Source organism: Planctomycetota bacterium, from assembly GCA_016207825.1.
Taxonomy (GTDB): Bacteria; Planctomycetota; MHYJ01; order JACQXL01; family JACQZI01; genus JACQZI01.
In genome coordinates this window covers 126,390-141,041 of record JACQZI010000023.1, presented here as the reverse complement: position 1 = coordinate 141,041, position 14,652 = coordinate 126,390, and the positions used below count along the sequence as shown (strand labels likewise).

Below are 14,652 nucleotides of genomic sequence, written 5' to 3'. Positions count from 1 at the left end.
TAAATCATGCCGGCCGGGCAAAGTCCCGACATACGTCGGGACGCCGGCAGATTTGATTATTCCATATCCAAAAAATACCATTTGCCATAAGGCGTTTCTTTTTCTATCACCTCCTGTTTTGCAACCTTTACAGGTTTCTTGAATAACGGCCCGTCAAATACGAACGTGTGGTATTCCCCGTTTTCCCCGCAGATGTCCACATGGGGCTTTTCATTTTTAAGATAGTTTATGAATTCATGGCTGATTAGTTTACCGACCCATTCCTTGCCAATAAGCGATGCCTTGGCGGAAATGATAAGCGATTTGAATCCAAGGCCGATGAATTCATCCAGTATATCTTCCGTACGCATGCCCCAGAGCATCTCTATTGCTTGTATGCCGAGTTCGTTGCAGACGCGCGTTGTCCATTGCCGGTGTTCCTGCAGATAAATATCACCGAAAACCATGCCCTCAAGTGCGGAATTGGGGATTCGGGATTCGGAATTTTTAATTCCCCATTCGCCATTCGCCATTCGCAATTGGTTAACCGCTTCCTTAAAAGATGGCTCGTAGTCTTCGGGATGGGCCTCTTTCTGCAATAAAGGGATTCCGATAGCATCCGCTTGCCTTTGGACCAACTTTGCCGGCGTGCCGTGGAAGCTGACCCGTTTAAACTCAGCCGAGATAAAGTTTACCAGATGCGAAATCCTATAACCGGACTGGATTGCTTTATAACAAGCCAAGCAACTGTCTTTTCCGCCGCTCCACGATGATATATACATAGTTCAAAAGTTTAATAGTTTAAAGGTTCAAAAGATAATCCTTTAAACTCTTGAACCCTTAAACCTTTAAACGGTTATTTCCACCGCTCCTTCGGTATCAAAAGCACATGCGGCCGTTGGGTAATCGGGTTTTCCTTTACCACCACGACCGTTTTGTAAACAGCTTCTATATTCTGATAGGTTAATACCTCGCTCGGCGTCCCGCTTGAATGTATTTTGCCGTTATTCAAAAGTATTAACCTGTCGCAATACAAGGCGGCCAGGTTCAAGTCATGCAAAACCATTAGTATAGTCAGATTCTTTTCTGCCTTAAGATGCGTAATCATATCCATTATTTCCACCTGGTGCCCGATATCCAGGTGTGAAGTCGGCTCATCCAGCAACAATAATTCCGGTTCCTGCGTCAAGGCCTGGGCGAGCATAACGCGCTGTAATTCACCGCCTGATAATTCTGTGACATATCGTTCGGCGAGAGTTTCTATTTCCGTCAGGCGCATCATATCCGTGGCGATTGCGCGGTCTCTTTCCCGTAAGTTCTGCCACATGCCCATGTGGGGCAGGCGTCCCATCAGCACGAAATCCTTTACCGTAAAGGAAAATGCCAAAGGCAGATTCTGCGGCAGGACCGCTATCAACTGCGCCAGCTCTTTTATCGGGATTTCCTGGATGTTCTTTCCGCGATAGCGGATTTCACCCGCCCACGGTTTTAATAAGCGGGTGAGCGCTCTAAAAAGGGTGGTTTTCCCGGCTCCGTTCGGGCCGATTATCCCGACCACCTCGCCCGGCAATACCCGGAAAGTGATATCTTCGACCACTTTGGCCGCGCCGGAATAACCGGAAGTTAAATTATTTACTTCTAACATATTAGATTATTGGTAATTCAATTTCCGTTTCATCAGGAATAACAAGAAAAACATTCCGCCGATAATGCCTGTCACCACGCCCACGGGCAGTTCCTGTCCGTAACTGCTCAAAAGTGTCCGGGCTATTGTGTCGCAAATCACCAGAAACGCGGCTCCGGCCAGGGCGCTTGCTACGATTAGCGGGCGGTGCTTCGGCCCGATTATCAACCGCATAAGATGTGGGATGATTAACCCGACAAAACCAATCATCCCGGCCGTAGCGATGCACCCGCCCACAACCAGTGAGGTGATAATAAACAACCACTTACGGACCGTAATCGTATTCACTCCAAGATGAAACGCCTTTTCGTCTCCCAAAGACATGGCGTCCAGCTCCCGCCCGAATAAATAGAGCAGGATAATCCCGATGGTGATAAAGAAAGGAATCACATGAAGCATTTCCGGCCTCAGCGAAGAAAGATTCCCGATAAGCCAGAATAAAATGGAATTTATTTCTATCGGGTTAATCAGGCTGAATATCAAAAGGACAAGTGATGATGAGATAAAGCTCAGGATTACGCCTGCCAGAACGAGCCCGATAACGGAAAAGCGGTGCTGTCCGGCAATCATGTAAACCAAGGCGCTGACCAAAGCCGCGCCGGCAAATGCGGCAAAGGGAAGCGACCACGCACCAAGGAATCCCGGGATAATGAGTATGCCCGCGGTTGCTCCTAACGCCGCGCCTCCGGAAATACCCAGCGTATAAGGTTCAGCCAAGGGATTTCTTAAGAGGCCCTGCAGGACGCATCCGCTCACCGATAATCCGGCGCCGATTAATAATGCGGCCAGAATCCTGGGCAGGCGGTGCATCCATAGTATCATCTGCGCGGCGCTCGATTCGGAAGGATTGAAAAGCGCCTGCCAGAATTCCTGCCAGCTTATTGCCCCGCTTCCCACCCGCAGTGCGATAACAGAGCTTAGGATTGCTAAAATGATTAAAACAAAGAATATTAAACGATTCATTTTATATTTTCCGAAATTATCTCTACCAGTTTAATAAAGCTATCTGGTGTCGCCTGGCAGCAGATATCCGCATCTATCACGATTATTTTATTATTCTTAACGGCTTTGAGCGACGGATACCTTTTCCAGTTTTCCAGCGCCTGCGCGGTCGCTTCGCCCATGGTTGAGATTAGGATTAAATCAGGGTCTTGTTTTATTATTTCCTCTATGCTAAGCATTGGCCAGCGTCCTATGGTATTCCAAGCAACATTCAATGTCCCCGCATAATTAATAGCCGCATCTATAAAAGTGTCTTTACCTACTGTATGAAACTGTTCCGATTGTTGGATAAAAACAGTGGGTTGCTCAGAAGAAGTGCTGAGTTTTTGTATTTCAATACTTTTTAGTTTTAGTTCATATTCCTTTAATAATTGTTGGACTATTTCTTCCTTGCCTAAAAACTTTCCTGTTAAGGCGAATTCGTTCTTGATGTCTTCCCACGTCTTCACCTCCGGGAAGGCAAATACGCGCAATCCGTAACTTCTCAGCTTATTGACGGGTTCGGATTGGTTTATTTCCTTGGTGGCCAGTATTAAATCCGGTTTTAGCTGGAGGACTTTTTCTATATCCTGCTCCCAGACGTTCCCGATTCGCGCCTTGTTTTCGCCTTGGGGCAGTTTGCAGTAGGTGGTTACCCCGATTAATTTATCTCCAGCCCCGAGCGTATAGATATTTTGGGTGATGGATGGCGCCAGCGATATTATCCGCGTTGGCGGCGGGTTTAAGGGAACCGCTGTTCCCGTGGCATCCGTGATAGTCGGTCCGCTTGCCGGCAGAGCGGGTTTTTCTCTGGAGCAAGACACGCAAATTAACAATGAACAATTAACAGTGAGCAAGTAAAGACAGAAAACCACGAAGGTCCTTGCAACTTCTAACTTGAAACTTGAAACTTTTAGCATATTCTATACATCATATAAATACTGAACAAGACGATTAACTCGATAACTTCATTTAACGCGCCCAGTGTATCGCCGGTAACGCCGCCGATTCTCTGCCGGAAATAAATGACGCCGATAACCACAGCGCCTAATCCGATCATGCAAAGCACGAAGCCGTGGTTTCCCAATAGCCCAATAGCGATAATATATGTAAGCATGGTCGCGATAAGCCAGTGCTTGACGCGCAGGTGTTGTATAAAAGGCAGGAGTTTTCCGTCCTCGCGCGCCGCGGGAGAGATGCTTGATGCCATAACCATTCCCCACCGGCTTATCATGGGCGCAATTGCCAGAGAGATGTATAGCGGGCGGAACGGAAGCGAAGATACGAGTTCTGCTAAGACAGCGTATTTCAGCAAAAGCACCGTGACGATTCCGATAATCCCCATGGCGCCGGTATGAGGGTCGCGCATAATCCGCAAAATATCTTCCCGGTCTTTGCCGGCGTAGAATCCGTCGCAGGTATCGCTTAATCCGTCCAGATGCAGTCCGCCGGTAATGATAACCATTGCCAGGATAATCAAAGCCGCCGTAATGGAGCCCGGCAGATTATACAGGAATGATTCATAAGCGATTAATGCCAGAACCAGTCCGATAAAGATTCCAGCCAAAGGGAACCACATCATCGACCGCGCGTGGTCTTCCGGCTTAACTTCTTTGATGCGAATCGGTAATCTGGTAAGAAATTGTATAGCAATTAGCAACGATTTCATATCTTATATCCAGTAGCCGGTAGCGAGCAACGAGCAGCGAGGAATTATCCCTCTCTACTCACTACTCACTGCGCGCTACTTGTTTTTCTTTGCCACCCCTGCGCTATCAAATGTCGCCATTTCCGTCATAATCCTGATAGCGCTTTCGGCCAGGCTCATCGCCAGCGCCGCGCCCGTGCCTTCACCCAGCCGCATGTTTAAATCCAGCAACGGCCTCATTCCCATGTATTCAAGTGCGCATTTATGCCCGTTTTCCGCCGAGCAATGGCTGGAGATGAGGAAATCTTTGGACTTTGGCGCTAATTTAACCGCAAGCATCGCTGCGGCGGTGGAAATAAATCCGTCTATAACAACCGGAACCCGATGCGCCGCCCCGGCCAATATTACGCCGGTAAGCCCGCCGATTTCAAATCCGCCGACTTTCGCCAGGACATCAATCGCATCGCGCGGATTGGGCTTGTTAATCTTTATCCCTTTTTTAATAACCGCGATTTTATGTAAAAGCCCGGTATCGTTAAGTCCTGTGCCGCGTCCGGCTATCTTATCAACCGGCTTGCCGGAGATGACCGAAATAATCGCGGCGCTCGGGGTGGTGTTCCCAATGCCCATATCACCTGTCCCCAAGATATCAAGCCCTTTGCGGAATTCTTCTTCAAAGACAGCGATTCCTTTTTCTATAGACAGAATCGCTTCTTCTTTGGTCATTGCCGCGCCTTTGGCAAAGTTCTTTGTTCCTAATCCAATTTTACAATCCTTAAATCTTAACCCTTGAACCATTGAACTATTGAACTGTTGAGCTTGTATTTTCGTAGCAACCCCCATATCCACGACAACCACCCTTGCGCCGGCCTGCCTTGCCAGGACATTGATTGCCGCGCCGCCGGAGAGGAAATTATAAACCATCTGGGGCGTTACTTCTTTAGGGTAAGCGCTCACTTTTTCCTCGGTTATGCCGTGGTCGCCGGCCATGGTGACGATAACTTTGTCTTTAAGCGGCGGGTTTTCTTTCCCGGTAATTCCAGTGATTTGTTTGGCGAGTTCTTCCAGCCTGCCCAGGCTCCCTTGCGGTTTTGTTAAATTATCAAGCCGCTTCCGGGCGCGCGCCATTGCCGCATTATCCAATCCGCCTATTTTGCTTATGGCCGTATCAAGCAGGCTCATTCTTTTTTCCGCCTTTTATGCACAGGGGTATCCCGGCGCACATAAGAATCACTTCATCAGCGTGCTTGGCAATCAGCTGGTTTACCATGCCGGCGATATCGCGGAATTCCCGGCCCAGCGGTGTTTCCGGCACGATTCCTTCGCCGACCTCGTTAGAGACCAGTATTATATGGCAATCCATATCGGACATTACTTGCACGATACTTTTAATTTCTTCCACGACTTTATCCTCATCATCCAATTCTATCAAAAGGTTGGAGACAAGATTGGTCACACAGTCTATTATCACCACGTCGCAAAGTCCTTTCAGGTTAAAAAGTATTTTATCTATGTATTTGCCTTCCTCGACGGTCTGCCATTCAGCCGGACGGTGTTTTCTATGGAGTTTTATCCGCTCATCCATTTCCGCGTCATGGAATTCCAGGGTTGCCAGGAATACTGTGCGCTTGTTAATTTGCTTGGCCATCTCCACGGCGTGGTGGCTTTTCCCGCTACGGGCGCCACCCAGTATTAATGTTACTTTTTTCATAATTTTAACAACTGGATTTAACTGATTAAGCTGATTTAATTAATGCTTTACGGAAAGATTATCCTTCAGCATAATCCGTTTCCAATCCAGCGACTCCTTTGAAAAGTTTATAAGCAATCCTATTTTAATATTAGCCGCTTTCAAATATGATATTAATTGGGCTTCATGCGCTTTGCCCGGTTCTTCAACCGCTTTCAGTTCCAGGATTACTTTCTCGTCCACCAGAATATCAATAAGATGCTCACCGACAAGATGGTTTTTATAGTGCACCGTTATTTTCTTCTGTGTTTGCGCGGGGATTCCTCGCTCTTTCAATTCTATAATCAGGGCGTTTTCGTATGTTTTCTCGATAAATCCCGGTCCGAGTTCACGGTGGACTTCCATAGCCGCGCCAATGATTTTGTGTGTTAACTCTTCATAAATAAGACCCTCTTTCGCTTTGTGTTGCATAAAATCCTTCTATTATTAGATATGATTAAACAGATTGGTCAATTCCGTTTTATCAGTTTAATCCTGTTGTTTAATATATCACGGCCTCCAGCCGAAGCCCGGATAGTTTTTCGCATAATAAAAGTTCCTCCCTAAAAGGCAGAATCTGCCCTTATCATATTCCACGGTAGTAACCGAAGCCGGCTCCGGATGGAACATCCAGAATCCGTCTTTCCCGCATTTCATGATATCGCTTATCCAGATTTTAATCGGGCCGCCGTGCATGACAAGCGCGATGGTTTTATGGGCATTTTTCCTGTTCCTGATAAGCGAATTGATGAATTTCCAGACGCGCTTTCGGCATTGGTTAACACTTTCTCCTCCCGGCGCCTTGGCGGTGTTAAGATTGGTGAGCCAGGTGCGGTAAAAGACCGGATGCTTTTCTTTCACCTCTTTTACGGACATGCATTCCATCTTGCCGAAGTTAATCTCTTTGAGGGCCGGTTCGAGAGTGATGCGCCGCCGCCCGAAAAGAATCCGCGCGGTCTGTTTAGTCCTTGTAAGCGGACTGCAATAAACGGCGTCCACTTTCTCTTTGCTGAAGAATGACCGGAGGTCCCTTGCCTGGGCAATGCCGTGCTTATTCAATGGGGCATCGGTAATGCCGCAGTAACGCGCCTGGCGGTTGAAATCGATCTCTCCGTGACGAATCAGTAACAATCTCATAGTATTTTAACAACGGGATTAAACGGATTTAGCCCCGCTCAACTTTGTTTCGGGGACCCCCGATTATAGGGAGTCCCTCGTAGAGGGGCGGATAATCAGTTTAATCAGTTAAATCCTGCTGTAAAAATCCCCAATAAAAAAACCTCCCTTGCCTGACCTTCACGGAAAGGCAAAGGAGGTCTCAAATGACACTTCCTTAATATTCCCTTTTCTCGCGAAGGTACTCAGCTTGCCCCGTTAGAGGTCACTCGCCGAAAGCGAGGGCGGACGCCAATGGCGTCCTACTTCTAACGGGGCGAGATAACCAGTCGTCCGGGCTTGTCCTTCGACAGGCTCAGGATAAATCCTGAACGTCAGCCGAGGGCATTACCGTTGCGGGACAGCGCTCCGAATCTAACGGAGACTTCCTCCCCCCAAATATATGGGGGCCCCAATATTTAATCGGGGTGGTTATCCGCTTTAGGTTTTAAAAGAACTGCTAAACCTTACCACGCAATAAAATAATTGTCAAATAATTATAAAGGAAAATATTTTGCCACGAAGGCACCAAGACACTAAGAATTAAATACTTGATATTGCTTTTTCTGCCTTTGTGGCAGTGGCTGTAAAGTTTTCTTGACGATTCCTGTGTTTTTAGTAAAATACATTCTATGAGATTAGAAAAGTTCACCATTAAATCGCAGGAAGCAATTCAGTCCGCGCAGGAAATTGCGGATAAAAACAATAACCAGGAATTACAGCCCGAACACCTTTTGACCGCTCTCCTGGAACAGAGCGAAGGCGTGGTCGGACCAGTCCTGGAGAAAATCGGCACGAGCCCTTTTGCTGTTGCCTCGGCTGTCGGCAAAGTGATTTCCGATTTCCCCAAGGTGGAAGGCGTTACCGGGCAGACCTATATCTCGCCCCGATTAAAGAAGGTCTTTGACGATGCCTTCAAGGAAACCCAGCGCCTGACCGATGAATTCGTTTCCACCGAACACCTGCTTCTGGCGCTTGCGGATGACAATAACATTTCTAAAATATTAAAGACACTTAACCTAAACAAAGACCAATTATATTCCGCGCTTGCCGAGGTGCGCGGTTCCCAGCGCGTGACCGACCAGCAGCCGGAAACGAAATACCAGGTCCTGACCAAATACTGCCGCGACCTCACCTCCGCGGCGCGGCAGGGAAAGCTCGACCCGGTCATCGGCAGGAACGAGGAAATCCGCCGCGTGATGCAGGTCCTCTCCCGCCGCACCAAGAATAATCCGGTGCTTATCGGCGAGGCCGGCGTGGGCAAAACCGCCATTGCCGAAGGGCTTGCCCAGCGCATCGTTTCCGGCGATGTCCCCGAACCCCTGAAGAATAAGAAAGTGCTGTCCTTGGATTTGGGCGCGCTGGTCGCCGGCACGAAATACCGCGGCGAATTCGAAGACCGCCTCAAAGCCGTCCTCAAGGAAATTAACCAGTCGCAGGGAGAAATCATATTATTCATAGACGAGCTCCATACCGTGGTCGGTGCGGGCGCGGCAGAAGGCGCACAGGATGCCTCCAATATGCTTAAACCCGCCCTGGCGCGGGGGGAACTGCGTTGCGTCGGCGCGACCACCCTTGATGAATACCGTAAATACATAGAAAAGGACGCGGCCTTGGAGAGGCGTTTCCAGCCGATTATCGTCAGCGAGCCTTCGGTTGAAGACACCATCGCCATACTGCGCGGCTTGAAAGAGCGCTACGAAGTCCATCACGGCGTCCGCATACAGGATGCCTCACTCGTTGCCGCGGCGACTCTTTCCCAGCGCTATATCTCCGACCGGTTCCTGCCGGATAAAGCGATAGATTTGGTGGACGAAGCCGCCTCCGGCTTGAGAATCGAGCTGGACAGCATGCCGCAGGAGATTGACATCATCGAACGGAAAATCATGCAGTTGCAGATAGAAGCCCAGGCATTGAAGAAAGAAAAAGATAAAGCGTCCGCGGAGCGCTTAAAGAAAGTGGAAAAGGAAATATCGGAGCAGAAGGAAAAATCATCCGCCTTAAAAGCCCAGTGGCAGACGGAAAAGACATCCATCCAGAATTTGCGGAAGATAAAGGAACAGCTGGAATCGGAGAAAATCCGCGCCGAGACCCTGAAACGCAAGGGCGATTTGGAGGTCGTGGCGGAAATACAATACTCGCTTATCCCGGGACTTGAGAAAAAGCTCAAAGAAGAAAATGACCGCCTGGCTAAAATCCAGAAAACCAGCAAGATGCTGAATGAAGAAGTGACCGAGGAAAATATCGCCGAGGTCGTTTCCCGCTGGACAGGCGTTCCGGTTTCCCGGATGATGGAAGGCGAGAAAGAGAAACTCGTCCATATGGAAGAGCGTGTTTCCAAACGCGTCATCGGGCAGGAAGAGGCGATAAAATCCGTCTCCAATGCCGTACGGCGGGCACGCAGCCAGCTTTCCGACCCGAACCGGCCAATCGGCTCTTTTATATTTATGGGGCCGACCGGCGTGGGCAAGACCGAGCTTGCCAAGGCGCTGGCGGAGTTCCTCTTCGATTCCGAGCAGGCAATGGTCAGGATTGATATGTCCGAATATATGGAAAAGCACACGGTCTCCAGATTAATCGGCGCGCCGCCGGGATACGTCGGCTATGATGAAGGCGGGCAGTTGACCGAAGCGGTCCGCAGGAAGCCCTATGCAGTGGTCCTGTTTGACGAGATAGAAAAAGCCCATCCGGAAGTATTTAATGTATTATTGCAGTTATTGGATGACGGGCGCCTGACCGACGGGCACGGCAGGGTGGTGAACTTCAAGAATACCGTGGTGATTATGACCTCCAACGTGGCGACGGATTTAATGTCAGAGCAATTAGCTGAAAAAGACACAGCCAAAGTCAGGAATAAAGTTATGGATGTCCTGCGGAAGCAATTCCGCCCTGAATTCCTGAATAGGATTGACGATATTATTATCTTCAGGAGCCTTACCAAAGAGGATATAAAGCAAATAGTGGAACTGCAAGTGGACTATTTAAGGAAGCGGTTGGCTGAACAGAAAATCACGCTGAAGCTAACGGACGGGGCAAAAGAAATGCTGGCGATGGCCGGCTTTGACCCGGCGTATGGGGCGCGGCCTTTGAAGCGGATGATTCAGCATAAGATTCAAGACCCACTGGCGCTGAAGATGCTGGATAACGAATTCCGGGAAGGCGACACCATTATTGTCCAGGCGGATAAGGATAAGCTGGGCGAGTTTGAGTTTGTGAGGAAATAATACATTAAACAACGGGATTAAGCGGGATTAAACTGATTCGTCCGATGGCAAAGATGGCATGGTAAAAGCTTGAATCAGCCGCCTTAATTTGATATAATTAACCATATGAATGACACTTTAAACTGGGCAAAAAAAATGGGCAAGGCGGGCTTTTACAAGAGCAGGCAAACCGCCCGTTGGCTTAAAAGGGTGCCGCTTGGCACGCGGATTAAAATGACCGAGGAGCTTTTGGACATGGAATCCGATGCCGGCCATGTTAAAGCCGCGTCTCTTTTCCGTTCATTATCGAAATTACTGGAAAGACAGCATGTCGGCTAAGACATTCCGTTCTCTCTTTATTGCCTTAATTGATTTCCTTTCCAAAGAAAAATCCGAATATGTGATTATCGGCGGGGTAGCTTCTGATATCTGGGGCAGACCGCGCAAAACGCTGGATATAGATATCGTCATCCGCTTATCGCCAGAAGTACTCAATAACTACCGTGATTTTCTTTCCAAAATAAGCAGACGCAAGTTTACCTTTAATCCGGAAAAAGCATTGAAACAAATGCGCGATATGGGAATGTGCCGGCTTTATTACGGGCATTACCACGTTGATTTTATAATGGGCTATTCCGAATTCGAAAAAACCGTGTTTCAAAGGAAACGCCGGATTGAAATATTCAGGAGGAAAGTTTTCGTGGCATCACCCGAAGACGTGATTCTTTATAAGCTGGTTTCTTACCGCGCCATTGACCAGGCGGATATATCGAACATTATCCTATCGCAGAAGGGCAAGCTGGATAAGGGATATCTCAAAAAGCGTATTATTCAGATGCAGAAGGATTTAATGCGGACGGATATAAAAGAAAATCTGGAAAAGCTTATTAAGAACAGTGATTGACCGGAAATGATGGGGAGTTTGAGTTCGTGAGGAAATAACAACAACGGGATTAAGCAGGATTAGGCCGATTGAACTAATGAGCCGACGGAGTAGTCGCGACGTCCCCGAACACCGCCTAAGCGGGGGTAGGCGGGATGAACAAATGAACGGGTATCATTATGAAACTTCACGAAATAGAGCTTTTCTCAAAAGACCCTGAAGCGAGCAGGCGCTTTTACCACGAGCTTCTAAGGCTTACGGTTCGGGTGGACCAGAAGGAATTAAAGGTGTTTGATTCCGGCGTTAAAGGTCTGGATTTGGATGTATCCGGCCACAATCCGGGGAAAACGCAGATTTCTTTCCTTGTCCTTGACCTTGAAGAGACTATCAGGCAACTTAAAGAGCGGGGTGCGAAAATTCCGGAGCCGTTTGATTCTCATCTCGGGATGAGGGGGATTAGGCTGGAAGACCCGGACGGTAATATCGTGGTAATACACGCGCCAACGGAAACCTCGCCCGAATGGCTGATGAATCAGGTAAAATTTGCAGGAAATACGAGATAATAATGTAAAGCAACACCCGCCGGAAATGCCATTTTTACCGAAACCGAGGAACAAAGCCTGGTATCGGTAAAGGCTAATGATATATGACGGATATTTTCACTAAAAGCGTTAAGCAGGCGAAAAGGGTGGTAATAATCGTAATAGGTTTTACGGTGCTCCTGATTGGAATTGCCATGATCGTCTTGCCGGGGCCGGCAATCATAGTGATTCCTCTCGGCCTGGCAATACTCGGCACCGAATTTATCTGGGCGAGAGTCTTATTGAAAAAGACAAAAGCCAAGTTCCGGGATATAATAAAAGCGGTTAAACCGGACAAGCCCAAGTAAAAATGAAATATAAATTCTACATCACATCGGTAAAGGCCTGGAACGCGATGCTTAGGGCGATATCCGGCGCCAAGAAATCAATCTACCTGGAAATGTATATCTTCGCCGATAACACCAAGCACTATAATTTCTTTGAAACGCTCAAGCAAAAAGCAATGGCGGGCGTGAAAGTGAAAATCATCATTGATTCTTTCGGAAGCCTGGAAATGCCGTCGCAAACCGTCGAAGAAATCCGGGCGTCCGGAATAGAACTCCTCTTTTTCAGCTATTGGCTCCAGCGCACCCATAAGAAGATATTGGTGGTGGACGAGAAAATCGCTTTCCTGGGAGGGGTGAATATCCACAAGGTTTTCCGTAAGTGGAATGACCTGCAGATGCGCATAGAAGGCCCGATTGCGAAAAGCGTCCTAAAATCTTTTGCCCACACCTACCGCCACTGCGGAGGGGCGGATCCGGAGCTTCTCCGGCACGTCAATGAGAAAGGGCTTTTAAATAAAACCAAATTATGGGTTCTCGAAAACTGGCATTTTAAAAGAAAAAGATTCATAACGCAGCGTTACCGGGAAAGCATAATAAACGCGAAGAAGAGCATCGTCATAACGACCCCTTATTTCGCTCCGGCAAAATGGCTCATCGGCGAGCTTCATCAGGCGGTGCTCCGGGGCGTCGATGTCCAGGTGATTTTGCCTAAGGAGACGGATTCCTGGATGCTGGACAGGGTCAATTACTTTTATCTTTACCAGATGCATAAGCTGGGAATAAAATTTTATCTGCAGAAAGAGATGAATCACGCGAAAACCATGATTATCGACGATACGGAAGGCGTAATCGGCTCTCAAAATATCGACCCGCTTTCTTTCGATTATAACGTGGAAATAGGATTATTCTTCAGGGAAAAAAATATGGTCCGGGATATCCGGAAAATCGTCGATGGCTGGAAGCAGGCGTCAGATATTTTTAAGCCGTTCAGGAAGCCTTTATGGCTCGATTACCTCATCGCGCCGATTATCCGGGTTCTCCAGTCAATACTTTAATGCCTCTTAAGCAGATTGCCGCGAATCGGCAATATAATACGGAATTGGAAAGAATCTGATATGATGCAGGAAAAACACGATGGCGGCGCGCCTTCCTTAAACCGTATCGCTTTCAAAGCAACTGCCCATTGCCTGGCCGGCTGTTCGATTGGCGAAGTCCTGGGGATGGTAATCGGCGCGGCATTAAAGTGGGAAAACTGGCCGACCGTCGCGCTTTCCATAGTGCTCGCCTTTATTTTCGGCTACCTGATGACGTTAAGCCCGCTTCTCAAGGCAAAAATGAAGTTGGGCACGGCGATAATGCTGGCTTTAGCGGCAGATACCCTTTCCATCACCATTATGGAAATTATTGATAATGGGGTAATGCTTGTTATCCCGGATGCCATGTCCGCTGGTGTTGGCCAGCCGATTTTTTGGTTCAGCCTTTTTATTTCGCTTGTTCTTGCCGGGCTTGCCGCGTTTCCGGCGAACCGCTGGCTGATTTCACGCGGCAGAGGGCACGCGCTTGTCAAAAACCATCATCATATGCATCATTAATTTCTTATTATCCTTGCAGGATACCGGCAGTCCTTGTTCCCGGATTAGAGATGGGGTATCTCCACTTCCGCCGAGAAACCGGCATGGTCGGAAAGGTTTTTCCACATTCCTTTATGGAGAATCCGCGCTTTCAGGACCTTAAAGCCCTTGAGGTAAATGCGGTCTAAAGGCAAAACCGGCAGGAGCGCCGGGAAGGTCTTGAGCTTCCGGCCGTGGATTTCCAGCCCGGCATCCTTCATCCCCAGGTGCGTTTCCAGCTCGTCTTTCTTGTTCTTGCGCCACTCGTTAAAATCGCCGGCCACGATAAGCGGCTCGTTATCCGGCACCACCCGGCGGATGTAGTCCCGGAGTTTCCTGAACTGCTTCTTCCTGGAGATGTGGAAGAGCCCCATATGGACGCAGACGCAATGCAAAGGATGGCGATGGTGAGGTATTTTCAGCCGGCTGTAGAGGATGCCCCTTTTTTCAAACATGTTGGTGGAGACATCCATCTTTTCAGAATCCAATATCCGGAAGCGGGAGAGTATCGCGTTGCCGTGGTGTCCGGCGGCATAAACCGCGTTTTTCCCGTAGGCATGGTTAAAGATGGGGGCATTAGCGATATATTCATGCTGGGGCTTAGCGGGCCAGTCGTAATGTTTGGCCGCTTTCCTGGTATTTTCGCCGACAATCTCCTGTAGGAAAACGATATCCGCCTGTGTCGAATGGATGGCGTCCTTAATCCGTGGCAGGACAAAGCGCCGGTTCAGGGGCGAAAAGCCCTTATGGACGTTAATAGTCAAAAGGTGCAGTTTCATATTAGAACATTTATTATACCAATTTTTCCCCTAAAAGTCACCGTTTTTCTGCGGTGTATAATCCAGCCCTAAAGGACTTCCCCGCTTTGCGTGGTCGCAGGCATCCCGGTGCGGAACAGAGTGTAGCCTCCCG

Annotated in this window: 17 protein-coding genes; 7 read left to right on the top strand and 10 right to left on the bottom strand. The window is 48.4% G+C overall.

Translation table 11 applies throughout. The annotated features are described in order from the left end of the window. Positions 1–56: 56 nt before the first annotated feature. The 9 genes from HY811_08890 to HY811_08850 form a co-directional block, all read right to left on the bottom strand. Complete coding sequence (locus tag HY811_08890) at positions 57–761, bottom strand: diphthine--ammonia ligase (protein MBI4834917.1); 705 nt, start codon at positions 759–761, stop codon at positions 57–59. Positions 762–835: 74 nt separating this feature from the next. Continuing rightward, the gene (locus HY811_08885; protein ID MBI4834916.1) at positions 836–1,624 is read right to left on the bottom strand and encodes a heme ABC transporter ATP-binding protein; all 789 of its coding nucleotides are present in this window, start codon (positions 1,622–1,624) and stop codon (positions 836–838) included. Between the two features lie 6 nt (positions 1,625–1,630). Then, positions 1,631–2,626: an iron ABC transporter permease gene (locus HY811_08880; protein ID MBI4834915.1), complete on the bottom strand. Its 996-nt coding sequence runs from the start codon at positions 2,624–2,626 to the stop codon at positions 1,631–1,633. Then, positions 2,623–3,468 carry an ABC transporter substrate-binding protein gene (locus HY811_08875; GenBank protein MBI4834914.1) on the bottom strand — a complete coding sequence of 282 codons (846 nt, stop codon included), beginning with the start codon at positions 3,466–3,468 and terminating at the stop codon, positions 2,623–2,625. The genes HY811_08880 and HY811_08875 overlap by 4 nt, the downstream gene beginning before the upstream one ends. A gap of 89 nt (positions 3,469–3,557) precedes the next feature. Continuing rightward, entirely contained in the window at positions 3,558–4,313 is a 756-nt protein-coding gene (cobS, locus tag HY811_08870) for an adenosylcobinamide-GDP ribazoletransferase (protein MBI4834913.1), read from the bottom strand. Positions 4,314–4,388: 75 nt separating this feature from the next. Then, a complete protein-coding gene (cobT, locus tag HY811_08865) occupies positions 4,389–5,474 on the bottom strand; it encodes a nicotinate-nucleotide--dimethylbenzimidazole phosphoribosyltransferase (protein ID MBI4834912.1) in 1,086 nt (361 codons plus the stop codon). Next, positions 5,461–6,003, bottom strand: coding sequence for a bifunctional adenosylcobinamide kinase/adenosylcobinamide-phosphate guanylyltransferase (gene cobU, locus HY811_08860; GenBank protein MBI4834911.1), 543 nt, complete (start codon positions 6,001–6,003; stop codon positions 5,461–5,463). Before cobU ends, cobT begins: the two co-directional genes overlap by 14 nt. A gap of 39 nt (positions 6,004–6,042) precedes the next feature. Next, positions 6,043–6,453, bottom strand: coding sequence for a GxxExxY protein (locus HY811_08855; protein ID MBI4834910.1), 411 nt, complete (start codon positions 6,451–6,453; stop codon positions 6,043–6,045). 78 nt (positions 6,454–6,531) lie between these two features. Beyond that, entirely contained in the window at positions 6,532–7,158 is a 627-nt protein-coding gene (locus tag HY811_08850; GenBank protein MBI4834909.1) for a histidine phosphatase family protein, read from the bottom strand. 650 nt (positions 7,159–7,808) lie between these two features. Between HY811_08850 and clpB the strand changes: the two genes are divergently transcribed. The 7 genes from clpB to HY811_08815 all read left to right on the top strand — a co-directional run bounded on the left by clpB (position 7,809) and on the right by HY811_08815 (position 13,722). Further along, positions 7,809–10,400 (top strand): ATP-dependent chaperone ClpB, encoded by a 2,592-nt coding sequence (gene clpB / locus HY811_08845; protein MBI4834908.1) that lies wholly within the window; start codon positions 7,809–7,811, stop codon positions 10,398–10,400. Positions 10,401–10,505: 105 nt separating this feature from the next. Continuing rightward, positions 10,506–10,718, top strand: a complete 213-nt coding sequence (locus HY811_08840; protein ID MBI4834907.1) for a hypothetical protein — start codon at positions 10,506–10,508, stop codon at positions 10,716–10,718. Continuing rightward, positions 10,708–11,283, top strand: a complete 576-nt coding sequence (locus HY811_08835; protein ID MBI4834906.1) for a hypothetical protein — start codon at positions 10,708–10,710, stop codon at positions 11,281–11,283. Before HY811_08840 ends, HY811_08835 begins: the two co-directional genes overlap by 11 nt. A 158-nt stretch (positions 11,284–11,441) precedes the next feature. Next, positions 11,442–11,825, top strand: a complete 384-nt coding sequence (locus tag HY811_08830) for a VOC family protein (GenBank protein MBI4834905.1) — start codon at positions 11,442–11,444, stop codon at positions 11,823–11,825. Positions 11,826–11,908: 83 nt separating this feature from the next. Beyond that, a complete protein-coding gene (locus HY811_08825; protein ID MBI4834904.1) occupies positions 11,909–12,151 on the top strand; it encodes a PGPGW domain-containing protein in 243 nt (80 codons plus the stop codon). Positions 12,152–12,153: 2 nt separating this feature from the next. Next, positions 12,154–13,185, top strand: a complete 1,032-nt coding sequence (locus HY811_08820; protein MBI4834903.1) for a phosphatidylserine/phosphatidylglycerophosphate/cardiolipin synthase family protein — start codon at positions 12,154–12,156, stop codon at positions 13,183–13,185. A gap of 60 nt (positions 13,186–13,245) precedes the next feature. Further along, positions 13,246–13,722: a DUF4396 domain-containing protein gene (locus HY811_08815; protein ID MBI4834902.1), complete on the top strand. Its 477-nt coding sequence runs from the start codon at positions 13,246–13,248 to the stop codon at positions 13,720–13,722. 44 nt (positions 13,723–13,766) lie between these two features. On the opposite strand, the gene HY811_08810 is transcribed toward HY811_08815, so the two are convergent. Next, positions 13,767–14,519: an endonuclease/exonuclease/phosphatase family protein gene (locus HY811_08810; protein ID MBI4834901.1), complete on the bottom strand. Its 753-nt coding sequence runs from the start codon at positions 14,517–14,519 to the stop codon at positions 13,767–13,769. Positions 14,520–14,652 lie beyond the last annotated feature (133 nt).

Coding starts and splice junctions, on each gene's coding strand:
- HY811_08890 (MBI4834917.1), bottom strand. CDS start 761: ATGTATATATCATCGTGGAGCGGCGGAAAAGACAGTTGCTTGGCTTGT.
- HY811_08820 (MBI4834903.1), top strand. CDS start 12,154: ATGAAATATAAATTCTACATCACATCGGTAAAGGCCTGGAACGCGATG.
- cobT (MBI4834912.1), bottom strand. CDS start 5,474: ATGAGCCTGCTTGATACGGCCATAAGCAAAATAGGCGGATTGGATAAT.
- HY811_08840 (MBI4834907.1), top strand. CDS start 10,506: ATGAATGACACTTTAAACTGGGCAAAAAAAATGGGCAAGGCGGGCTTT.
- HY811_08835 (MBI4834906.1), top strand. CDS start 10,708: ATGTCGGCTAAGACATTCCGTTCTCTCTTTATTGCCTTAATTGATTTC.
- cobS (MBI4834913.1), bottom strand. CDS start 4,313: ATGAAATCGTTGCTAATTGCTATACAATTTCTTACCAGATTACCGATT.
- HY811_08830 (MBI4834905.1), top strand. CDS start 11,442: ATGAAACTTCACGAAATAGAGCTTTTCTCAAAAGACCCTGAAGCGAGC.
- HY811_08880 (MBI4834915.1), bottom strand. CDS start 2,626: ATGAATCGTTTAATATTCTTTGTTTTAATCATTTTAGCAATCCTAAGC.
- HY811_08885 (MBI4834916.1), bottom strand. CDS start 1,624: ATGTTAGAAGTAAATAATTTAACTTCCGGTTATTCCGGCGCGGCCAAA.
- HY811_08815 (MBI4834902.1), top strand. CDS start 13,246: ATGATGCAGGAAAAACACGATGGCGGCGCGCCTTCCTTAAACCGTATC.
- HY811_08810 (MBI4834901.1), bottom strand. CDS start 14,519: ATGAAACTGCACCTTTTGACTATTAACGTCCATAAGGGCTTTTCGCCC.
- HY811_08825 (MBI4834904.1), top strand. CDS start 11,909: ATGACGGATATTTTCACTAAAAGCGTTAAGCAGGCGAAAAGGGTGGTA.
- HY811_08855 (MBI4834910.1), bottom strand. CDS start 6,453: ATGCAACACAAAGCGAAAGAGGGTCTTATTTATGAAGAGTTAACACAC.
- HY811_08850 (MBI4834909.1), bottom strand. CDS start 7,158: ATGAGATTGTTACTGATTCGTCACGGAGAGATCGATTTCAACCGCCAG.
- cobU (MBI4834911.1), bottom strand. CDS start 6,003: ATGAAAAAAGTAACATTAATACTGGGTGGCGCCCGTAGCGGGAAAAGC.
- clpB (MBI4834908.1), top strand. CDS start 7,809: ATGAGATTAGAAAAGTTCACCATTAAATCGCAGGAAGCAATTCAGTCC.